At 67.3% G+C, this 21,538-nt stretch carries 20 protein-coding genes, 4 tRNA genes and 1 pseudogene; 10 read left to right on the forward strand and 15 right to left on the reverse strand.

Annotation, left to right across the window (positions count from 1 at the left end):
• The 7 genes from TU34_RS17600 to TU34_RS17630 all read right to left on the reverse strand — a co-directional run.
• Positions 1-369: tRNA-dihydrouridine synthase (locus TU34_RS17600; RefSeq protein WP_238981372.1), on the reverse strand; the 369-nt coding region annotated here is incomplete at its 3' end.
• A gap of 139 nt (positions 370-508) precedes the next feature.
• Positions 509-1,501 carry an acyl-ACP desaturase gene (locus TU34_RS17605; protein WP_045824220.1) on the reverse strand — a complete coding sequence of 331 codons (993 nt, stop codon included), beginning with the start codon at positions 1,499-1,501 and terminating at the stop codon, positions 509-511.
• Between the two features lie 137 nt (positions 1,502-1,638).
• Entirely contained in the window at positions 1,639-2,145 is a 507-nt protein-coding gene (locus TU34_RS17610) for a nuclear transport factor 2 family protein (protein WP_045824221.1), read from the reverse strand.
• 51 nt (positions 2,146-2,196) lie between these two features.
• Entirely contained in the window at positions 2,197-3,012 is an 816-nt protein-coding gene (locus tag TU34_RS17615; protein ID WP_045824222.1) for an amino acid ABC transporter ATP-binding protein, read from the reverse strand.
• Positions 3,009-4,481 carry an ABC transporter substrate-binding protein/permease gene (locus tag TU34_RS23130; protein ID WP_082080404.1) on the reverse strand — a complete coding sequence of 491 codons (1,473 nt, stop codon included), beginning with the start codon at positions 4,479-4,481 and terminating at the stop codon, positions 3,009-3,011. Before TU34_RS23130 ends, TU34_RS17615 begins: the two co-directional genes overlap by 4 nt.
• A 91-nt stretch (positions 4,482-4,572) precedes the next feature.
• The gene (locus TU34_RS17625; protein WP_203225487.1) at positions 4,573-5,412 is read right to left on the reverse strand and encodes an endo alpha-1,4 polygalactosaminidase; all 840 of its coding nucleotides are present in this window, start codon (positions 5,410-5,412) and stop codon (positions 4,573-4,575) included.
• Positions 5,391-6,299: an alpha/beta fold hydrolase gene (locus TU34_RS17630; RefSeq protein ID WP_045824223.1), complete on the reverse strand. Its 909-nt coding sequence runs from the start codon at positions 6,297-6,299 to the stop codon at positions 5,391-5,393. Before TU34_RS17630 ends, TU34_RS17625 begins: the two co-directional genes overlap by 22 nt.
• A gap of 185 nt (positions 6,300-6,484) precedes the next feature.
• Here TU34_RS17630 and TU34_RS17635 point away from each other — a divergent pair, with 185 nt between their 5' ends.
• The 4 genes from TU34_RS17635 to TU34_RS17650 all read left to right on the forward strand — a co-directional run bounded on the left by TU34_RS17635 (position 6,485) and on the right by TU34_RS17650 (position 10,695).
• Positions 6,485-7,924, forward strand: a complete 1,440-nt coding sequence (locus tag TU34_RS17635) for a CitMHS family transporter (protein ID WP_045824224.1) — start codon at positions 6,485-6,487, stop codon at positions 7,922-7,924.
• Between the two features lie 65 nt (positions 7,925-7,989).
• Positions 7,990-9,657 carry a sensor histidine kinase gene (locus TU34_RS17640; RefSeq protein ID WP_045824225.1) on the forward strand — a complete coding sequence of 556 codons (1,668 nt, stop codon included), beginning with the start codon at positions 7,990-7,992 and terminating at the stop codon, positions 9,655-9,657.
• Positions 9,657-10,328 (forward strand): response regulator, encoded by a 672-nt coding sequence (locus TU34_RS17645; protein WP_045824226.1) that lies wholly within the window; start codon positions 9,657-9,659, stop codon positions 10,326-10,328. Before TU34_RS17640 ends, TU34_RS17645 begins: the two co-directional genes overlap by 1 nt.
• Before the next feature lie 76 nt (positions 10,329-10,404).
• On the forward strand, positions 10,405-10,695 hold the full coding sequence (locus tag TU34_RS17650) for a hypothetical protein (RefSeq protein ID WP_045824227.1): 291 nt from the start codon (positions 10,405-10,407) through the stop codon (positions 10,693-10,695).
• A 3-nt stretch (positions 10,696-10,698) separates the two neighbouring features.
• Here TU34_RS17650 and TU34_RS17655 read toward each other — a convergent pair.
• Positions 10,699-10,771, reverse strand: a tRNA-Lys gene (locus TU34_RS17655).
• A 44-nt stretch (positions 10,772-10,815) separates the two neighbouring features.
• Positions 10,816-11,490, reverse strand: coding sequence for a TetR/AcrR family transcriptional regulator (locus TU34_RS17660; protein ID WP_045824228.1), 675 nt, complete (start codon positions 11,488-11,490; stop codon positions 10,816-10,818).
• Between the two features lie 103 nt (positions 11,491-11,593).
• On the opposite strand from TU34_RS17660, the gene TU34_RS17665 reads away from it, so the two are divergent.
• The 4 genes from TU34_RS17665 to TU34_RS17680 all read left to right on the forward strand — a co-directional run bounded on the left by TU34_RS17665 (position 11,594) and on the right by TU34_RS17680 (position 13,570).
• Positions 11,594-13,108, forward strand: coding sequence for an MFS transporter (locus TU34_RS17665; protein ID WP_045824229.1), 1,515 nt, complete (start codon positions 11,594-11,596; stop codon positions 13,106-13,108).
• A gap of 114 nt (positions 13,109-13,222) precedes the next feature.
• Positions 13,223-13,295 (forward strand) — tRNA-Glu (locus tag TU34_RS17670).
• Positions 13,296-13,356: 61 nt separating this feature from the next.
• Positions 13,357-13,430, forward strand: a tRNA-Asp gene (locus TU34_RS17675).
• 66 nt (positions 13,431-13,496) lie between these two features.
• Positions 13,497-13,570: transfer RNA gene (locus TU34_RS17680), tRNA-Phe, on the forward strand.
• A 41-nt stretch (positions 13,571-13,611) separates the two neighbouring features.
• Here TU34_RS17680 and TU34_RS17685 read toward each other — a convergent pair.
• Positions 13,612-14,565 (reverse strand): GTP pyrophosphokinase, encoded by a 954-nt coding sequence (locus tag TU34_RS17685; RefSeq protein WP_045824230.1) that lies wholly within the window; start codon positions 14,563-14,565, stop codon positions 13,612-13,614.
• A 184-nt stretch (positions 14,566-14,749) separates the two neighbouring features.
• Between TU34_RS17685 and TU34_RS23135 the strand changes: the two are divergent.
• Positions 14,750-15,862, forward strand: a pseudogene (locus TU34_RS23135) (HNH endonuclease); the annotation flags it as partial.
• Positions 15,863-16,168: 306 nt separating this feature from the next.
• Here TU34_RS23135 and TU34_RS17695 read toward each other — a convergent pair.
• From TU34_RS17695 to TU34_RS17715, 4 genes are all read right to left on the reverse strand, one after another.
• The gene (locus tag TU34_RS17695; protein ID WP_150116587.1) at positions 16,169-16,654 is read right to left on the reverse strand and encodes an outer membrane protein assembly factor BamB family protein; all 486 of its coding nucleotides are present in this window, start codon (positions 16,652-16,654) and stop codon (positions 16,169-16,171) included.
• Positions 16,608-16,943, reverse strand: a complete 336-nt coding sequence (locus tag TU34_RS23950) for a hypothetical protein (RefSeq protein WP_160298547.1) — start codon at positions 16,941-16,943, stop codon at positions 16,608-16,610. The genes TU34_RS17695 and TU34_RS23950 overlap by 47 nt, the downstream gene beginning before the upstream one ends.
• A 534-nt stretch (positions 16,944-17,477) precedes the next feature.
• Complete coding sequence (locus TU34_RS17710; RefSeq protein WP_052689027.1) at positions 17,478-18,830, reverse strand: hypothetical protein; 1,353 nt, start codon at positions 18,828-18,830, stop codon at positions 17,478-17,480.
• Between the two features lie 14 nt (positions 18,831-18,844).
• Positions 18,845-19,564: an endonuclease/exonuclease/phosphatase family protein gene (locus TU34_RS17715; protein ID WP_045824235.1), complete on the reverse strand. Its 720-nt coding sequence runs from the start codon at positions 19,562-19,564 to the stop codon at positions 18,845-18,847.
• A gap of 57 nt (positions 19,565-19,621) precedes the next feature.
• Between TU34_RS17715 and TU34_RS17720 the strand changes: the two genes are divergently transcribed.
• Positions 19,622-19,924 (forward strand): putative quinol monooxygenase, encoded by a 303-nt coding sequence (locus tag TU34_RS17720; RefSeq protein ID WP_045824236.1) that lies wholly within the window; start codon positions 19,622-19,624, stop codon positions 19,922-19,924.
• Between the two features lie 10 nt (positions 19,925-19,934).
• Here TU34_RS17720 and TU34_RS17725 read toward each other — a convergent pair whose 3' ends face one another.
• On the reverse strand, positions 19,935-21,491 hold the full coding sequence (locus TU34_RS17725) for an MFS transporter (RefSeq protein ID WP_238981370.1): 1,557 nt from the start codon (positions 21,489-21,491) through the stop codon (positions 19,935-19,937).
• Positions 21,492-21,538 lie beyond the last annotated feature (47 nt).

The raw sequence follows: 21,538 nt of genomic DNA on the forward strand, positions 1-21,538 counted from the left end.
CGCGCGGACCGCCGCGGCGACGATCTGGGCGAACAGCCGCCGCTTGAACGGGATCGCCGCGCCGCCGCCCTTGCGGGTCACCTTCGGCACCGGGCAGCCGAAGTTCATGTCGATGTGGTCGGCGAGATCCTCGTCGACGATCATCTTCGCCGCGGCGTAGGTGTACTCGGGGTCGACGGTGTAGAGCTGCATCGACCGCGGGTTCTCGTCGGGACCGAAGGTGGTCATGTGCATCGTCGACTCGTGGCGTTCGACGAGTGCGCGGGCGGTCACCATCTCGCACACGTAGAGCCCCGAGACGGTGCCGGTGCGCTCGAGTTCGAGCTCACGACACAGCGTGCGGAACGCGACGTTGGTGACGCCGGCCATCGGCGCCAGCACCACGGGACTGCCGAGCGCGAAACGACCGATGGACAGGGCGGGACGGGTCGATCCCGATGCCGAAACCGCCGCACCCGAGGAATCGGGGGCGGCGGTTGCCGGATCCAGGAGGGTGGTCAAGGGCTGCCTACGACGCGCGGGCCTCGCGCTTGGCCGCCTCGCGGGCCAGCGCGCGATCACGCATCTCCTCGAACTTCAGGGTGTCCTCGCCGAGCTTCTCGACGAACTCGCCGAGCCGCTCGCGGTCGGCCTCGCCCTGCGCGCCGAAGTCGTCGCGGTCGAAGACGTTGAGCTTGCGGAGGATCGGGAGCACGACCTCCTCGTGGTGCTGGCGCAGGTCGTAGATGCCGTGCTTGGCCATCAGCACACCGTGGCGACGGAAGTTGGGCATGCCGGCGCCGGGCATCTGGAAGTTGCAGATCACGTCGGTGATCGCGCGCATGGTCTGATCCGGCGTGAGATCCATCGCCGCGGAGACGATGTTGCGGTAGAAGATCATGTGCAGGTTCTCGTCGGCGGCGATGCGCTGCAGCATCTTGTCGGCGATGGGGTCGTTGCAGGCGCGGCCGGTGTTGCGGTGGCTGACGCGGGTCGCGAGCTCCTGGAACGTGACGTACGCGACGGTGTAGAGCAGGCCCAGTTCGCCGCCGTGGGCCTCGACCTCGTCGGCGCGGTCGCCACCGACACCGACGGAGGTGAACCCGTTGGTCATGTGGATCATGCGGGCCTCTTCGAGAGCCACGGGATCGACACCGCGGGTGACCACGAGGTAGTCGCGCATCGCAAGTCCGTGGCGGTTCTCCTCGGCGGTCCAGCGACCCACCCAGTGGCCCCAGGCGTCGTCGGTCGAGAAGTTGTTGGCGATCTCGCGGTGGTACGAGGGGAGGTTGTCCTCGGTGAGGAGGTTGGTGATCATGGCCGCCTTGGCGACGTCACCGAGCTCGGACTGCTCCGGCGACCAGTCCTGGCCGCCGAGCATCGCGAAGTTGCTTCCCTCGTCCCACGGCACGTAGTCGTGCGGGTTCCAGTCCTTGGCCACGGCGAGGTGACGGTTGACGTTCTCCTCGGCCGCCGGCGACAGCTCCTGGAGGAGTTCGAGTTGGGTCATCTCGCGTGCCATGTGTTTCAGCCCCTCTTCGACGTGCGTGGATCCACTCTCAACAGTGTTTCAGAGTACGGGTTCTCCCTGTGCGACCCAAGTTTCCGCAACACGGTCGTGACGAATAACAGACACGGTCTCCCGCGGTGCGGCTGACCTCAGGGGAAGAAGGCGCCCGTTGTGTCGAGCCACCGCTGCGCCTCGGGGGTGATGGTGCCGCTCTCTTTCGCCCGCACACACCATGTTTTCGCGGCCTGGCCGAACTCCATCGGGTTGTAGACGTCCTCCTCGCACGACCACAGCCCGTCGCCGGCGTAGGTGAGGATCGTGATGTTCGTCGCCGACACCACCGAACCGTCCCCCGGATCGCGCATCGGGTTGTCGATCTCGCAGATCACCCGGGCCGTCGCCGGATCGGTGACGTGCCACAGCGACGGGAACGCCACCATGTGGTTGCCCGGGAAGGTGCCCATGGTCTTCGCGATCCACGGACGGATCTGCTCGCGGCCCTTCATGGTCCCCATCGCGTGCTCGATGTAGTCGGCATCGACGGTGAACTGCTCGGCCCACGGGTTCCAGTCGCCACTCGCTGCGCACGCCTCGGTGGTCGCCTCGAATCGGGCGAACGCAGCGCTGAGTTCCTCGGCAGTGAAGCGTGCGGACATGACCGCACCCTAGGCGATCAAGCGCTCGCTTGGTGCGCGATCGCGCCGGCGTCAGGCCGGGTCGAGGATGCGCTTGAGGAAGGTCTTCGTGCGGTCGTTGCTCGGTGCACCGATCACGCCGGCCGGCGCTCCGCGTTCGACGATCGCGCCACCGTCGATGAACAGCACCTGGTTGGCGACCTGCTGGGCGAAGCGGATCTCGTGGGTGACGATCACCATCGTGGTGCCCGCGGTCGCGAGGTCCTTGATCACGCCGAGGACGTCGCCGACCAACTCCGGGTCGAGCGCCGAGGTGGGCTCGTCGAACAGCACGACCGTGGGTTTCATGGCCAGTGCTCGGGCGATCCCGACGCGCTGTTGTTGTCCGCCCGAGAGTTGGTGGGGGAGTTGCTCGGCCTGCGCGGCCAGGCCGACCTGGTCGAGGAGTTCATGGGCCTCGGCGCGAGCCTGTTCGGCATCGCGCTTCTGCACGATGACCGGGCCCTCGGTGATGTTCGCCAGCACCGTCTTGTTGGGGAACAGGTTGTGCGACTGGAACACCATGCCGCTCTGCAGCCGGTAGCGCGCGAGGAGTGCGTTGTCGGCACGGCTGAACTTGCGTCCCGATCCGAGACCGGGCCGCGGCTTCCCGACAGTCGCGAAATCGACGCTCACCTCCCCGATACGGATCACGCCCGCGTCGGGGATGTCGAGGGCGTTCAACGAACGCAACATTGTCGTCTTGCCCGACCCGGACGGACCGATGATCACGGTCACCGAACCGTGGTCGACCGTGAAGTCGTTGTCGTGCAGGACCGGGATCGTCGCACCTTTGGGTCCGCGGAACGATTTGGTCAGGCCGGTCGCCTCGATCACGGGTGTGCTCATGTGGCCACGTACTTTCGCAGTCGGGTCTCGAGGGTGGATTGACCGAAGGACAACACCAGGCAGATCACCAGGTAGTAGGCCGCGGCGGTGCTGTAGAGCGCGAGGTAGTCGAAGCTGGCCGCCGAGGCGTTCTGGGCCTGGCGGAAGAGCTCGGTCACGAGGATCGTCGAGGCGAGCGAGGTGTCCTTCACGAGCGAGATCAGTGTGTTCGACAGCGGCGGGACCGCGGTGCGCGCCGCCTGCGGCAGGATGATGCGGCGCAGTGTCGTCGTGTAGTTCATGCCGATCGTCGACGCCGCCTCCCACTGGCCCTTGGGGATCGACTCGATCGCCGCGCGGATGATCTCCGCGGCATAGCCGCCGACGTTGAGGCTGAAGGCGACGATCGCCGCCGGGAACGGACTCACCACGATGTTCAGCTCGGGCAGCGCGTAGAAGATGATGAACAGCTGCACGAGCAGCGGGGTCCCGCGAATGATCGAGATGTAGACCTGGGCCACACCGCTGACGATCCGGCGGCTCGACATCCGGGCCAGTGCCACCCCGAGTGCGATCGCCAGACCGATGACGAAGCTGATGGCGGTCAGGGGGATGGTTCCGGTGATCGCGGACTTCAGCAGTGGCACCAGGTTGCTGCGGACCACATCCCACGAGCTCGGCGACTTCGCCGTCGCGTCGAAGTACTTCGCGTAGGTCTTGTCGAGCGTGCCCTCCTCGCGCAGCGCCGAGATCTCGGTGTTGATCGCCGGCATGAGACCGGAGTTCTTGCGGGCGGCGAATACCTGCCTGCTGACGTCGGGTGTCGTCGCCGCGATCTTCACCTTCGTGTCCCCGGTGGAGGTGAGGTAGTTCTTCGCGGTCAGCTCGTCGTTGACCGTCGCCTGTACGCGGCCCTGGTCGAGCAGTCGGATCGCGGTCGAGAACCCGTCGACCGGCTCGATCACCGCGCCGGCGGCCTTGGCGATCTCGGCGTAGTTGCTCGTCAGCGACTGCGCCGCGGTCTTGCCGCGGAGATCGTCGACCGACCGGATCGAGGTGTCATCCGACCGGGCGATGATCACGCTCGCCGTCTGAACGTAGGGATCCGACAGGTCGTACTTCGCGGCGCGCTCGGCGGAGTACGAGATCTGGTTGGCGATGAGATCGAAGCGTCCGGCCTCGAGGGCGGGGAACAGGCTGTCGAAATTGGCCTCCACGAATTTCACTCGCAGGCCGAGCTTCTTCGCGATGTCGGTGATGATGTCTACGTCGAAACCGGTCAGCGGCCCGGTCCCGTTCTCGTGGTAGGTGAACGGCGCGTAGGTGCCCTCGGTGCCGACGGTGAGGACCCCGGGTTCGACGGTGGTCAATGTCGGTGCGGCGTGGGCGCGGGGTGTCGACGGGCTGCCGAGCAGCAGGGTCGCGGTCGCCGCCAGCACGATCAGCGCCAGTCCGACGGCGCGCCGGAACAGCGACGGTGAGCAGGTCATGGCTCATCCAACCACCGGTCGCTGCTGAAAACTGCCCCCTGAGCGTGCGCCGAGGGCATATTCCCCTCGGCCCTTCGCAGCGGGGCAGTTTTCAGCAGCGCGCGTATCGGTACGCCGGGTCGCCTCGCGGGACCAGGTCGCGGTCGCGCACCACGGTCATGGCCGGGGTCGCCGACCGGGCACAGATATCGGCGACGCTGCCACGCAGATCGTCGGTGTACTCGATGTCGAGGACTTGTCCGCCGTAGACGGCCGTGAAGGAATCGCATTCGTCGAAACGGTCGCACTCCTCGGTGACGGCGAAGTCGAAGCCGACCTCGTCGCGGCCGCGGCTCTCGAGATCGGCGGTGTTCTTCTGCGCCACGGCCAGACGCGCACGGTGGGCCCTGGTGGTGAGATCGGTCGCGAAGGCGACGGCGTCGTCGAGGGTGAACGCCCCGCGTGAGCGTGAGTACGAGTCGAGGTTGTCGAACTCGACGGCACGGAATCCCTTGCGCGCACACTCGTCGATGGTGTTCTGCTGGCGAGCGGCGGCTGCGTCGCGCTGGGCTGGCGTCGACAGGTCGAGCAGGTGTTCGTCGGGCCAGCCGGGGTCGACGAGCGGGGTCCCGTCGTCGCCGGGCACCAGCAGGTCCCGCGGCCAGTCGACGCCGGGTTGGGTCTGGAAGCCGTTGACGTAACAGATCGAGTAGGTGCCGTCGACGGGGTCGGCGGTGCTGTCGCGCTCGACGACGGTCACCCCGTCCGGCGGCGGGTACGCGCCGCCCAGTTGGTAGTCGAAGCCGCCGTCCGTCGGGGGCGGGGTGACGGCCGAGACAGCGGAGGGGGTCGAATCGATCGGTCGCTCGGCGCTGTCGTCGGAACCGCACGCGCTGAGGGTGACCAGGACGAGTACCCCCTGCAGCGCCCTCAGCGACCGGTGCTGTCCCACACCGACATCAGTTCCGTGAGGATGTCGGTGGCCATGCCCAGGCCACCGAGATGACTGTCGCCGGGCATCGGGTAGAGCTTCGCGTCGGGGAGCAGATCGACGACGTGCTGTCCGTGGCGGAACGGGATGATGTGGTCTCGGTCGCCGTGCCACCAGCGCACCGGGACCGTGACGTCACCGATGCGGAAACCCCAGTCGCGCGAGAACACGACGACGTCGGCGAACGGGGCCTCCATGCGGTGCTTGCCGCCGTTGAGCAGGTCGTCGAGGAACATCGCCTTGAACTCGGGTCGCGCCAACAGTTGCCGGTCGGCGCGGGGGGAGAGCAGCCCGTAGAGGCCGATGGCGGGGCTCGCGATGGGTCGTGCCACCCGGATGAACGAACTGACCGTCCGCCCGATCGGGGCGCCGGCCACCTCGAGCACCCCCGCGGCGTACTTGCCCAGTCCCATCGCGCCGCCGTCGATGGCGTCGGGTCCGACCGTCGGCGCGACACCGCCGAGGACGCCGGCCACCACCACCCGCTCGGGCAGCGCGTAGGCGGTGCCGAGGGTGTACGGACCGCCGCCCGACAGGCCGATCACGGCCATCTGGTCGACACCGAGCGCATCAGCCACGATGCGGAGGTCGTCGGCGAAACCGAGCACCGACGGATAGCGGTACGGCGTCGACGAGCCCACTCCGGGACGGTCGAGACCGATCACCCGTACGTTGTTCTCGCCCGCCCACCGTCGGGCTTCGAGCGGGATCTGCCGCCGCGCCCCCGGGGTGCCGTGGAGCCAGATCACCGCACGTCCGTGGGGGGAACCGAATTCGGCGAAGCCGATCCGGCGCCCCTGGCGCACGGCGACGGAACCCTCGATCTGCGGGCGGTCGATGTCGATCACCTCTCGAATATGCCACCGGCCCCGTATCGGTCGTCGGCGTTCCGCCACGGCGACACCATCCGGCCGCGCGAAATGCGCAGAACGTGCCTTACGCGCTCAAGCGTGACTGTGATCTGCGTGACCCCGAGACTCCAGATGTAGCGGAGATCACTCCGCGCCAGCCCGGTGAGAAAGCGGTAGACGCCATGCTCGTAGTACTCGGCCTCCTGATGGTGGTCACGTTCATGTTCCTGATCATCACCAAACGCGCCACCCCGGTGGTCGCGCTGATCCTGGTCCCCGTCGCGTTCGGTCTGTTCGCCGGCGCCGGGCTCGGCATCAGCGACATGATCAGCGACGGCATCAAGGATCTCGCGCCGACGGCCGCGATGCTGTTCTTCGCGATCGTGTTCTTCGGGATCATGATCGATGTCGGACTGTTCGACCCGGTGGTCCGCCTCGTGGTCCGCCTCGTGCGCGACGATCCGGCCAAACTCGTTGTCGGAACAGCGGTTCTGGCCATGATCGTGTCGCTCGACGGAGATGGGTCGACCACCTTCATCATCACCACCTCGGCGCTGCTGCCGCTGTACCTCAAGCTCGGCGTCAGCCCGGTCGTCCTCACCGTGGTCGCGGGCCTGGCCAACGGCACCATGAACATCCTCCCGTGGGGCGGGCCCACCACCCGCGCCGCCGCCGCTCTCGGCGTCTCCCCGTCGGATGTGTTCGTCCCGATGATCCCCTCGTTGGTGGTCGGCCTGATCGTGGTCATGATCTTCAGCTACCACCTCGGCATCATGGAGCGTCGTCGCATCGGTAAGATCGAGATCCGCGAATCCGTCCTCGCCCGTTCGGGTTCCGGCGGCGACTCCTCGGTCGCCGTCCTCGACGGCCCCGGTACCGGCAACGGCACCACCCCGCCGGCCCGGCCCTCGATGGGCACCGGCGACGGCCCCGACGACATCGACGAGACCCCCGCCCCGAACTCGGGCTTCACCGGCGGCGCACTCGACGAGAACCGCCCCACCCTGCGCCCGAAGCTGTTGTGGGTCAACGCCGGTCTCACCGTCGCCCTGCTCGCCGTGCTCGGCATGGACGTCATCTCGATCCCGGTGCTGTTCATGATCGCCGCCGGCATCGCGCTGGTCATCAACTTCCCCCGCGTGGCCGAGCAGCAGGCCGCGATCACCCGGCACTCGTCGTCGATCGTCTCCGTGGTCGCGATGGTTCTCGCCGCGGCGGTCCTCACCGGCGTGATGTCGGGAACCGGCATGGTCGAGGCGATCGCACAGTGGCTCACCGGCGTCCTGCCGACGTTCCTTGGGCCGCACATGGCGATCGTGATCGGCGTTCTGTCGATCCCGTTCACCTTCTTCATGTCGAACGACGCGTTCTACTTCGGTGTGCTGCCGGTGCTGTCGGAGACCGCCGGCAAGTACGGGATCGATCCCTCCGAGGTCGCTCGCGCCTCCATCACCGGACAGCCGTTCCACATGCAGAGCCCGCTGGTCCCCGCGATCCTGCTGCTCGTCGCCCTGGCCGGGGTGTCGCTGGCCGACCATCACAAGAAGGTCTTGTGGCGGGCGGGCCTGGTGTCGCTGTCGATGCTCGGGGTCGGCGTCCTCGTGGGAGTCATCCCGTTCTGATCGAGGAGATACCGAGTTCGACCAAGGTGGGCACCCGTCGCAGGACGGGTGCCTACCCTTTTCGGATGAAGCTGCGCAACCAGGTGCTGGTGCTGCAGATCGTCGTCATCGTGCTGAGTCTCGGAGTCGGCTTCGGCGTCCTCATCTCCGGTTCCGGTGACCGCCTGCGCGACGAGTACGCCCAGCGCGCGCTCGCCATCGCGCGGTCGGTCGCCAGCGATCAACAGGTCCGCTCCGAGGTCACCCGCTACTCGCGGCTGACTCCCGGTGCGCTCGACCCGACGCGTGCCGCCCTGGAGAACGGGCCACTCGAACAGCAGGCGCTGGCCGTCGCAGCCCGCACCGGAGCACTGTTCGTCGTGATCGCCGACGACCGCGGCATCCGCCTCGCCCACCCCGAGGTCGACAAGCTCGGACAACCGTTGTCCACCGACCCCTTCCGAGCGCTGTCGGGATCCGACGACCTCGCCACCGAACGCGGCACCCTCGGCGAATCGGTGCGGGCGAAGACCCCGATCCGGGCGTCCGACGGCCGCATCGTCGGGCTCGTCAGTGTCGGCATCTCCACCGAACAGGTCCGGCAGGACATCCGCGGCGACATCGTCACCACCACGGCACTCGCCGCGGCCGCGTTGCTCGTCGGCATCGTCGGATCGGTGTTGCTGTCGCGACGGTGGCGTCGGCTCACCCTCGGCCTTGAACCCGACCAGCTCTCCGAGCTGGTGCGCGAGCAGGAGGCGGTGCTGCACTCGATCGGGGACGGCGTGGTGGCCGCGGATGCGCGCGGCATCGTGCGGGTCATCAACGACAGGGCGCGCGACCTTCTCGCGATCACCGGTGACGTCGGTGACCGCATCGACGACATCGGGCTCACGCCACGGGTTCTCGAGGTCGCCCACGACCCGGTCGAGACACCCCGCGCCGCGGCGGTCGGCGACCGCATCGTGTTGGTCAGCTCGCGACAGGTGCGGCGCGACGGCCGGGACCTCGGCCTGGTGGTGTCGGTGATCGACCGCACCGACGTCGAGGGACTCACCCAGGAGGTCGCCTCGATCAAGGCGATGACCGACGCGTTGCGGGCCCAACGACACGAGTCGGCGAACCGGATCCACGTGGTGGCCGGCCTCATCCGTCAGGGCCACGCCGACGCCGCGCTCGAGTACCTCGACGAGGTCGCCGGCACCGGACGGTTCGCGATCGAGACGCCCGGGCTCGACAACGTCGCCGAACCACATCTCCGGGCGTTCCTCGACGCCAAGGCCGCCTCGGCGCGTGAGCACGGGGTGACGCTGGTGCTCGGGCCGCAGACGTGGATCGACGGGGAGCTCACCTCGCCGGTCGATGTCATCACCATCGTCGGCAACCTCGTCGACAACGCGATCGACGCCGCGTCCACCGGTGCTCGTGAGCCGCGGACCGTCGAGGTCGAGGTGGTCGCCGACGGTGACACCGTGCACGTCACGGTGAACGACAGCGGCGACGGCATCGCGTTCGACGACCGCGACGACGTGTTTGTCGAAGGCGTCACCAGCCACCGCGACTCGACGGTCCCCGGTGGCCGCGGCATGGGTCTGGCACTGTCACGTCAGTCGGCGCGCGGCCACGGCGGTGACGTGACCATCGGCGACCCCGGTGGTGAGGTCTCGGGGGAGAACCCGTTGGGTGGAGCGGTGATGGTGGCGCGCATACCGGGCGTGCTGCGGGCGGCGCGAACCATGTCAGGGGGAGTGTAATGGCGAGGACCGAGCTGTCGTTGCTGGTGGTCGACGACGACTTCCGCGTCGCGGCCCTGCACGCCTCCATCGCCGACGCGATGATCGGCTTCACCACCACCGCTCGTGTCGGGAGCGTGGCCGAGGCGCGCACCGCTCTGACCGACCATCCCGAGATCGATCTCGCCCTGGTCGACGTCCACCTGCCCGACGGATCGGGTATCGAGCTGATCCGTGAGATGCGTTGCGACGCTTTCGTGGTCACGGCGGAAGACAGCGCCACCGCCGTGCGTCACGCGCTCACCGCCGGTGCGCTGGCCTATCTCATCAAGCCGTTCGAGAACACCGAACTCGCGCGCCGCCTCGCCGGGTACGCGCAGTACCGCAGGATCGTCGAGGCGTCGAATCTGGTCCAGTCGCAGGTGGATTCGGCGATCGCCACGATGCGCGGCGAACGGATGGCCGCACCCCGCTCGGACGAGATGTCACAGACCGAGCAGTCGATCCTGGCGGCGGTCACCGAGGCCGACGGGCCCGTGTTCGCCGACGAGATCTCGGTGTCCGTGGGCATCTCGCCGCCGACGGCGCGACGCCACCTCGCGACGCTGGTCGCCGATGGTCGTCTGTCGATGAGACTGCGGTACGGAACCACCGGCCGTCCGAAGCAGGAGTACAGGCTGCCGGAGGAGTGATTGCAGATGTCGCATGTTCGTATGCTTTCTCAAATGTTCCGTACAAAAGCGCGGCAGATTGGGACATAATCCGCATGTGTCCCTGATCACGCTCGGAAAGCCCTCGACGTCCGATGTCGAGGTCTGCCCGCTCTGCGAGCACCGCGTGCATCGTGACCATTCGGCCCTCATCGACCGGCCGATCCTGCGCACTCTCTACCGCTGGAATCGCGCCGTCGACGACGCTGTCGAGTGGGTGACGGACTGGCTGGCCTTCCACGGCGCCACCCACATGTCGTGCTACTTCTGCGACGAGATCTCGGCCGGTCGCGGTTTCGGCTGGAGCGGTGAGCTCTGCGACTGCTGCCATCCCAGCCACGCGCACTAGGGGTGCCCCCAGTAGGGCTCGAACCTACGACCTGCGGATTAAAAGTCCGTAGCTCTACCAACTGAGCTATAGGGGCTGATGCCTGCGGCGAACCGCGGCACGGGGGAGTTTACAGACGCATCAACGGGTCCGGCACCGCGCGGCCTGCGCGGCGTGGATCTGTTCATCGGTCATGGCCGGGACGGTCAGCGGGTGGCGCGTCCCGTCCGCGCGGATGCTGTCGAGCATCAGTTCGAGATAGCGACGCCAGGTGCCGGGGGCCGTCGACTGTGTGACGTCGGCGATGGCCGAGAGCATGGTGAAGAACGCAAAAAAGTCGCCGTGCGCGATCTCCGGCCGGAGAATGCCTTCGTCGACCCCGCGTCGATGGATCTGCTCGATCAGTGACGTCATCGTTCTCTTCGCGCTCTCGATGGCCGGGGCGGTGTGATCGATACGCATCATCACCGAGGCGAGGCCGCGATCATCGGCCATCGATTCGCCGACATATGTGAACAGCGTGACCACACCGTTCCAGGTGTCCGGGGATTCCAAGGCAGCGCTCACGCGTGCCGTGACGTCATGCAGATGCTCGACGAAAACGCCTTCGATCAGCTGATCACGGTTGTCGAAGCGGCGATACACCGTGCCCACCCCTACGCCGGCGTGAGCGGCCACGTCGTCGAGCGTCACCTCCAGCCCGCGTTCAGCAAACAGCTCCCGAGCTGCGGCGATTATCCGCATTCGGTTGCGTTCGGCGTCTGCACGCAGTGGCTTGAGGGCGGCCGTCTCTGCAGCCGAGCCGGTAGTGGTCATACTCACACCATATCAACTGGAGCCTGATCCTCCGCTTAGTGCTACCGTGATCTGCGTAACCGGAGGTTCTTCCTCCGCTAGATTCCAGAACACGGAGAATCCCATGACCACAGTGAGCAAGGAAGTCGACCCGCAGGGTGTCGAGGAGAGCGCAGGGGACCGACACCACCGGCTCCGCTGGGTGATCCTCGGTGTCCTCGGACTCGCACAGTTGATGGTGGTGCTCGATGCCACCATCGTGAACATCGCTCTGCCGCACGCGCAGGAATCCCTCGGATTCGACAACGCCGACCGCCAGTGGATCGTCACCGCCTACGCCCTCGCGTTCGGCAGCCTGCTGTTGCTCGGTGGGCGCCTGTCGGACATCTTCGGTCGACGTAACACCTTGCTCATCGGACTCGTCGGCTTTGCTGTGATGTCTGCCGTCGGGGGCGCCGCGGTCAACTTCGACATGCTGGTGATCGCCCGCGCCGGTCAGGGCGTCTTCGGCGCGCTACTCGCGCCCGCGGCGCTGTCGTTGCTCACCACCTCTTTCGTCGACCCCAAGGAGCGCGGCACGGCGTTCGGTATCTTCGGTGCCATCGCCGGCGGCGGCGGCGCCATCGGCCTGCTGCTCGGCGGCGTGCTCACCGAATGGGCCGATTGGCGCTGGTGTCTCTACGTGAACCTCGCGATCGCCGCGATCGCGATCGTCGGTGCGCTGCTGTTCATCGGCTCGCAGAAGGCACAGGTGCGTCCTCGCCTGGATCTGCCCGGCGTCGTGACCGTCTCGATCGCCTTGTTCTCCATCGTCTACGGTTTCTCCAACGCCGAGACCAATGGGTGGGGCGACTGGGCCACCATCACCTGGCTGATCGCGGGTGTGGTTGTCCTCGCGGTGTTCGTGTACCTGCAGTCGAAGACCGCGCACGCACTCCTGCCCCTGCGTATCGTTCTCGACCGCACTCGAGGCGGGTCGTTCCTGATGGTGTTCATCACCGGTATCGGTATGTTCGGGATCTTCCTGTTCCTCACCTACTACCTGCAGCAGAACCTGGGCTTCAGCCCGATCAGTACCGGATTGGCGTTCCTGCCCATGATCGGCGCCCTGGTGGTCACCGCGACGTTGTCGACGTCGATATTCTTGCCGCGGTTCGGTCCGCGTTGGCTGATGACGGTCGGCATGCTCGTCGCCGCGGGTGGCATGCTCTTGCTGACACAGCTCACCGAGACCAGCACCTACGCGGCGCACATTCTGCCCGGCCTGATCATCATGGGCCTCGGGATCGGCGCGTCGATGGCTCCCGCCATGCAGGGCGCGATCTCCGGAGTGTCGGCAGATGATGCCGGTGTCGCGTCGGCCACGGTCAACACGATGCAGCAGGTCGGCGGATCCGTCGGCACCGCATTGCTGAGCACGATCGCCTCGAGCGCTGTCACCTCGTACCTCACCGACCACGCGTCGCAGATGGCCTCGAACCCCCAGTACACCGGCCAGCTGGCCGCAGTACACAGCTACACCACAGCCTTCGGCTGGGCCGCGGGCATCTTCGCCATCGGTGGCATCATCGCGGCGGTGCTCATCCGCAGCGGCAAGCTGCCGGCGACGCCCGAGGACGCGCTCGTCGTGCACGCCTGATCGCAGCGGGACCCGGGGTTGCCGAGCTCGGCGGCCCCGGGCCCTCGCGACGAGCTGATTTGAGAAATAATCGGGGAGTGTCCTAAGCTCATCTAGCTCCCCACGGAGATACTGGCCCCCTTCGTTTAGCGGCCTAGGACGCCGCCCTTTCAAGGCGGTAGCGCGGGTTCGAATCCCGTAGGGGGTACGCTGACTCGGCGTTCGAGGTGACAACTCGAGATACGCCGGAGCACGTGTAGTACAAGCAAGGCCCTGTGGCGCAGTTGGTTAGCGCGCCGCCCTGTCACGGCGGAGGTCGCGGGTTCGAGTCCCGTCAGGGTCGCTTTGGTTTTCTCTCGAGAAGACCGCAAGCGGCGAAGTAGCCCGGTCCACTGGGTGCAAGCCGTACGGCCAGGTAGCTCAGTTGGTACGAGCGTCCGCCTGAAAAGCGGAAGGTCGTCGGTTCGATCCCGACTCTGGCCACACTTCGAATTCCAGGCACACGCCATTGCTCGTCGAAATCATCACTTCGGTTGACTGTCCTGCGTGAGCCGCCCGAGCCGGTAGCGGAGCTTCGGTTCACGATCCCTGTCCGAGGTCATACCGGCCGTCCGCTCGATGTGGTCGTTGCCGAACCGGGCGAGTAGGAGGTCGTCGACCAACCGCACGTGCGTGGGCGCGAACTTGTAGTCCATCGCACTGATGACGGCCTCGACGTCGGCGGCGGCGAGGAACTCGTCGAGATCCTCGCGCATGGTGATGCCGTTCGCGGCGAGCAGCGTGACGAGCCATTCGTAGGCGTTCGCGCGGGCCGGATTGATGTCGGGCATAGCAGTCGTCAGCACCTCCTGCAGGGTGCCGATCTCGATCTCCTCCGTCGCACGGGCGTGCGCGAGGTCGTTCTTGTGGAGTGTGTCGACCTCCGCGAACTGTGCGTCGGCCAGCTCGATCAGACCCGCGGCAAGCGTGAACGCGCGGTCGATGGGCGCCGAAGACGTTGTGCGCGAGCCCTTGTAGCGGATGCCATGCTCGATCTCGGCCCACGCGTGTTGCAGCACGGTGCGGATCTGCACCTCGAAGTCGAGTTCGTCGTCGGCGCGGAGGATCAGATGGGTGCCCGCGTAACCGAAGGTGCCCGCACTTTGCGTGACCGAGGTCTTGTCGACCCGCTGCCGCACGTCGAAGGTCGAGGTCAGTGCTTGTTCGACGCGATCGATGTCGGACGTGAGGTAGGTGATCACCCGCACGCCCACCAGGTCGGTGACCTCGTGCAGCGGGTCGGTGAAGATCGGGACCCCGGACTCGTCGAGTCGGGCGAACTTACCCGCCGCGGAATCGGGCTCCTTGGTGCGCGACTGGACCGCGTGGACCGCGATGAAGGACTCCGTGAGTCGCGCCGTCACCGCACGTTCCATCTCTGCGGTGACATCCTGGAAACGGGTGAAGTCGCGAAGATAGAGCTCGATGGCCGAGGTCATCTCCGCTCCCTTCCGCCGTGATCCCTCTCCAGGTTTGTGAACACTCTAGAAGGACTCAGCAGACTCCGAGCCCGACCCCGGCCGCGGACGCGTGACCGCGCTCCGCGGAGCGCGGTCACGACCGATTGTCGGAGGGTCTCGATACCGTCGGGTCAGTACATAACCGCATTTCATCGGGGGATTCATGACGGTTACCGCTATCAGGTCGGCGCAGTGTGAGTCGGTCGATGTGTTCGACCAGTCGAGTCCGGAGGGTTTGTCAGACGATCAGCTGACCGAGCGGGTGGTCGGCTACGCCTCGCAGATCGCGGCGCTGACAGCTCGGTTTCTCGATCTTCTGCGCGAGTTCGACAATCGCGGTGTGTGGAGCGGCGAAGGAATCGCTTCCTGTGCGCACTGGTTGTCGTGGCGAACCGGTCTGTCACTGCGTGCCGCACAGGATCACCTGCGCATCGCTCATGCCTTGGATGAGCTGCCGCAGATGCACGCTGCGTTCGCCGAGGGTCGGTTGTCGTACTCGAAGGTGCGCGCTCTGATGCGCGTCGCCACGCCGGATCGCGAAGAGGAGCTGGTGTCGGTCGCGCTGTCGGCGACCGCGGCACAGGTCGAGAAGATCGTCCGATCGGTCAGGCACATCGACCGAAGTGAGGATGAATCCGCAAGCGGGCACATCGAATCGAGTGCGCGGTGGCGGTGGAACGACGACGGGACGTTGGCGGTGACGATGCGACTCGCGCCGGTCGACGGTGCGCGGTTCCTCGCCGGTGTCGTGCGCAGCGAGTACGAACGGACCCGCACCGCCGATGACCCCGACCTCGCCCTCCCCGACACCGCCGGCATCACCGAGGGCGACGTTCCGCGGAACGCGACCGGAACCGATCTGTGGCGCCATGTGCCCTCGAACATCGCTGACGCGGTCGTCGCGATGGCCGACTCCATGGCGACAGTGGTATCGATGCCCGAGTTCGCGCCCGTCGCAGAGATCGTCATCCATGCCGAAACCGACGATTCCTCCACCGGGGCGCATCTCGATGCCGGACCCGCGATTTCCGAGGCCGAGGTGGATGAGGCGTCGTGCGGTGGATCGACGCGAGCCGTCGTAGGAACGCGCTCAGGTGGCAGGAACGTGGTGTTGCGGTGGGGCCGAAAACGTCGCCTCCCGACCAGAACTCTATTGCGATTGGTGTTCGAACGGGATCGCGGCTGCCGACACCCCGCATGCGGGCGAACGCGGCACCTGCACGCACACCATGTGCGGTTCTGGCGCGACGGCGGCACCACCGATCCCGACAACCTGATCATGCTGTGCTCCACCCACCACCGCGCTCTCCACCATGGCGAGTTCTCGATCCGGGCCCGCGGCAACCAACAGTTCTCCTTCCACCGACCCGACGGCTCGAGAATCGAGACCGCGCCACCCACACGGACCCCCGCAGCCTGGCAACCCGCCCCTGCCGTCGCTGCAGATGCGGTACAACCCGTCGGCGGTGGGCGCTCGATCTGGGCTACACCCTCGAAGTCCTCTATGCGGCCTGGGAATGGCGCCAAGGACAACATGCGCCGCCGGTCGCCGCCTGACCGCGCTCCGCGGAGCGCAGACCTCTCACGTGGCCAGGCCGACGATCCTGCGATCCGAGGAGTACACCCATCCGTCGTTGTGGGAGACCATCGCTCCTCCGGAGCGGAACGTCTCCGGGTCGGGATCCAGCGCGCTGAAAGGGATCGTCCACAACGCACTACCGCGCTTCGCGTCGAACGCCGCGAGGGCCTGTCCGTCGCCGCCGGCGACCACATCGTCGTGCGACGTGAGTGGCGCGAACTGCTGGGCCGAGGTGGTGCGCCACAGCCTCTTTCCCGAGTTGATGTCGAGACCGGTTTCGCTCTTGTCGGAGTCGCGGAGGTAGGCGACGTGTTCGGTCACGGCAGTCACGGTCCCGAACCCGTTGCCTTGCGTGGCGAGCAGATCGTCGCTGCGCCACAGCCGTTTCCCGCTGCTGCGGTCGTAGGCGGCGTCACCCATCAGCACCGGGCGGTCGGCGTCGTCATCGCGTCCGGCGTCGAGACGTTGGACGGCCGGGACCCTCGTCAATGCTCGCACCGTCGCGTCCGGTCCCCGTAGCTCCTGGCTCACCGTCCGTCTGGCCCGACGGTGCGTCGGTGGTGGCCTGTGTCAGCACGCCGCCGGTCCGGAGGGTCACGTTGGTCGCCCGGTAGTCGGTACTCCGCCAGCGCTCGGCGCCGGAATCGGCCGCGAACTGGGCGATCTGCCCGCCGATGTCCAGGAGGCCGACACCGTCGATGACGGTCAGGACCTGGTCCTCGTACACGCTCTCCCACGCCGCGCCGAGGTCGTAAGCGTGGGTCCAGTGGGCCGACACGTCCTCGACGGTGCCCGAGGGGACACGGACGTCGTCCTCCTCGGGGCTGCCCTCGACGATGTCCCGGACTCGATGTCGTAGGTGACGATCTCGTACTTGCCGCCACTGTTCGAGGGATAGCAGACGAGCTTGCCGCCGACGGGCGTCGAGCCGCATCCCTCGAGATCGGCGGCGGGCGACCTCCATCGCACCTGTCCGGTGTCGGGATCGATGCCGATCATGACCGCGTCGTCGAGGTGGTACCCGGACGTCGGGCTACCGGCGAGGGTCACCAGAGTGTCCCCGGTGTCGACGAACCCGGGCGTGCCGGACCCGAACGAGGCTCCCCCGCGCGGGTCGGAGAACTGCCCGAAAGGACGGTCGAGGTACTTCGCCGCATCGAGTGTCCACGCGACAGCGGGCGGTCCCGACCGCGATGCCGAGCCGCCGGTGTCGGAGCCGGTGTTCGTCACCCGATGATCGTCGCGACAGTCACCGTCACGACGGCGGTGACCGCTGCGGCCGCCAACGCCCACGTCTGTCGATCGAGAGTTCTCACAATTCCAGTCCCGGGGTGAGGGCGATCGATTCGAGCTCCGTTGTTGGAGAGGTCAGCGATGCCGGCGGTGCGCGCTCGTTGCTCACGGTCACGCGCGTCCCGTTGGTTCGAGTGACGATCACCGTGTCGAGGTTCTGGGTCTGGACCACCGATCCGTCGGCCAGTGTGCGCCACGTGCCGGGGTTCGAGACCGGGTCGGGGCGCGGCTGCGGCGGCAGGGACTGCCCGCCGGTGATCGTGATCTGCCGAGCCGGTGCACCGTTCCCACCGGGAACGATGGTGCACAGCGTGCTCGAGGAACCTTCGGCGACCTGCAGTGGGGCAGGTCGTCGGCCGCCGAAGTCGATTGTCGCCAGAACTGTGTCGAGCCTGCGTGCCTGGTCGCGTGTGACCGCAGGCCCGTTCGACGTCCCGAACGATCGGTCGCTGCAGCCCTGCGCCGGCGGGGGAGTGCCGGGGGGAACCGGGGTGCTCACACGGAGTCTCGGGTCGCCGACGATGCGAACGAGGTCGTCGATGGTCAACGGCACTGTGCTACTGCGGGTCTGCTGGGTGTTGCCGAGCGTGTCGCTGGCGTTCGCGGTGATCCGCGAGCCGTCGGTCGCGGTCGCGTCCGCGGACCGTGTGTTCGTGCGCACCCCGTCGACCTCACGCCACGTGTCGTGGACGTCGACGATCGTGCCGTCGGGCAAAGACCGTCGGGCGTCGAGCTGTCCGGCCACGCACGGCGGGGCGGACGCCGATGTCTTCTGCACGGTGAGAAACACCGATCCGTGCGCGTCGCCGTTCGTCACCGATCCGGAGGCGATGGTCGAACCCACCGGATCGGGGGCGGATTCGTCGAGGTCGAAGATGGGTCCGAAGACCAGAGAGCTGTCCGGGTTCGCGAAGTCGACCGTCGCGGTCGGTGGAAGCTGTTCGGCTACCGCGTTCGACATCGCTGTCGCCTTCGGGCCGCTGAACCACGGAAATCTGGGGTTGTCGTAGCTCGGGGTGCCGGACGAAAGCCTCGAGATCGCAAAGCGCTCACCGGTGCTGGGCTGCTCGACTGTGGCGCACCCGGGAATGGGTGCCTTCGCGTCGAACGGCTCCTCGACGATCGTCGGCGCTGCCGGCGCCGGTACCGCGGAGGTGCTCGCCGGTGCCGCGACAGACAGCGGTGGTTCCGGTGCCGCGGCGGGTGTCGTGTCGCCGTCGGGCCACGGGAGGACCACGCCGATGATCACCCCGACTGCGGAGAGGGACACCGCGCACAGGCCGAGCGTCCACATACGCTGGGCGCGAGCGCGCGCCGGATCGTGTCCCATCGGGCGGGCGCGCTTGTCCTTCATGTCCGGCATGTCGTACATACAGGCAGTAACCGTTACTTACCGGACATATCGGTCAGCGTGCAGGCGACACCCGAATGGTCGCTGAGGCGTGCATCTGCCGATTGACCAGGCCAGGTGCGGAGTCCGGTGCAGGTGAGATCGGAAGCGACGTGGTCGATCAGCGGACAATGTTCGACGTCGCCCGCCGTGTGGACGGTCCATCGGTCCATCACCTCGCCGAGTCGCGACGCGACGCGGACAGGTTGTCGAACGCGGGGGACGCGTTGGTTGAAATCCCCGGCGATCACGCTCGGAACATCTCCGTCGAAGCCCGCCAGCAGTGCATCGAGGTGGTCTAGGTTCTCCAGATGTTCGGACCACACCGAGGCATCTCCGCGCCCGGTGCTGACGCGGGCATGGCTCCACGGAATACAGACGGCGACAACGCGAATCTGCCCCTCGGGGGTGGTGGTCAGGGCGGTGACGAGTCGTCCGGACCCGGCGCCGATCGTGAGGCGACCGATGTCGACGAGAGGCTGACGAGACCACACCAGCACCTTGCGGCGTTCACTCTCGCGGCCGTACCCCCAGTCGTAACCACCGTCGGCGACGTGGCCGCCCTCGGGGAGCGGCCCCCGGCGTCCCTCGGTCACGACGGGAAGATCTGCGTCGACATCGGCCAGGCGTCGACGGATCAGCTGGCCTCGTCGACTTCCGGTGGTCGCCCACGCGGTGTTCCACGTCGCGACGACGACCTCCGAGTCGCTCTGCATGACGGAACCCTAGGACGCGACCGCGCTCCGCGGAGCGCGGCACGGCACCATGGAGGAATGACCATCCTCGTCCTGCTCGAACTGCACCTCGATCCCGCCCAGCGTGACGCCGCGCCGGACATCATCGACGAGACCCTCGTCGCGACCCGGGCCTGGCCCGGCAACGAGGGGATCGAGGTCCATGTCGACGACGATGACCCGTGCCACGTGATGGTCGTCGAGCGATGGGCCACCACCGCCGATCACGCTGCCTACGCGCAGTGGCGGACGACTCCCGACGGTGCAAGCCGGCTGCGGGAGATCGTCGCCGCCGCGCCGGTGAAGACCATCTGGTCGACCACGATCCCGTTGCGCGACTGACGGCCGAGCCTCACGCCAGCGGCTGCTTCGCCGAATCCGACGGCTGACCCGCGACGTCGGTGGCCTGGTCATCAGACTCGGGGTTGCCGGGATGGGCCGGGAGGAAGACGAGGGTGAGGACCGCGGCGACCGCGGTCACGCAACCGGCGACGATGCATCCGGTGGCGAAGCCGTCGACGAATCCGGCGCGGGCGATACCGGCGAGCTGATCACCGGCTCGAGCGCCGGCCTCACCGAAACGCTCCGCGGCGATCCGCGAGGCCTCGAGCGCGGCGCCGATGGAATCGCGTGCGGGATCGGTCAGTTGGGACGGTAGCGCGAGACCGTCGAGCTTCTCCCGGTAGACCGACAGGGCGACCGATCCGATCACCGCGACGCCCAACGTTCCCCCGAGTTCGCGCGTCGCATCGTTGACCGCCGATCCCATACCGGCCTTCTCCGGGGCGACCACGCCCATGATGGCCTCGGTCGCAGGGGCGCTGGTGAGGCCGATGCCGGCGCCGAGGAAGATCATCTGTCCGACGACCACGAGGTAACTGGTGTCGGTCCCCACCGTCGATGCCCAGACGAACGCGACGCTGAGCGAGAGCAACCCGAACGCCACCACCAGCTTCGAGCCGATGAAGACGGCTATCCGGGGGCCGAGCAGAGCGGCCACCGCGAGCGAGCTCGCCACCGGCAGCATGCGGAGTCCCGTCTCCAGAGCGCCGTAACCGCGAACGGACTGGAAGTACTGGGTGACCAGGAAGATGAAGCCGAACAGTGCGAAGAAGGCCGCGGTCACCGCGCCGCTCGCGGCCGTGAAGCGCATGTTGGCGAACAGGCGCACATCGAGCATCGGGTGCTCCACGCGTATCTCCTGCAGGACGAACGCTGCGAGAAGAACCGCTGCACAACCGAATCCGACAAGCGTGGCCGTCGAGGTCCATCCGTGATCCGGCGCCTCGATGATCGTGTAGACCAGGACGCCCAACGCGACGGTCGACAGAACGAGACCCACGAGATCGAGAGGGGGCGTCGACGGGTCCCGGGAATCCGGGACGAACAGGAAGGTCAGGACGATCGTCACCCCGGCCGCCACCGCGCCGAACAGCAGAATCGAGCCCCACCAGAACGATTCGAGCAAGGCCCCGCCCACGACGGGGCCGACCGCGACCGACATCCCCGTCGCGGAACCCCAGATGCCGATGGCCATGACCCGTTCGGATCGCGCGGTGAAGACGTTGGTCAGGATCGACAGCGTGACCGGATAGACGACCGCGGCCGCCACGCCGGCCACCGCGCGCCAGGCGATCAGCATGTCGGGGGTCTGGCTCCACGCCCCCGCCAGCGAGGCGATCAACGACACGGTGAGTCCGAGGAGCAGGAAGCGTCGCCGCCCGAAGCGGTCACTCAGCGATCCGGCGGCGAGCACCAGGGCCGCGAACGCCAGGTTGAACGCATCGACGATCCACAACAGGTCGCGCGTCGTGGCGCCGAGTTCGGTCACGAGCGATGGCAACGCGATGTTGACGATCGTCGTCGAGACGTTGACGACGAACACCGCGAAACACAGTGCGATCAGCACGGCGGTCTTGTTCGTCGTCCGAACGGAAGGTCCCCCGAGGAGTTGCA

This window comes from Williamsia herbipolensis (assembly GCF_000964005.1).
Lineage (GTDB): Bacteria > Actinomycetota > Actinomycetes > Mycobacteriales > Mycobacteriaceae > Williamsia_A > Williamsia_A herbipolensis.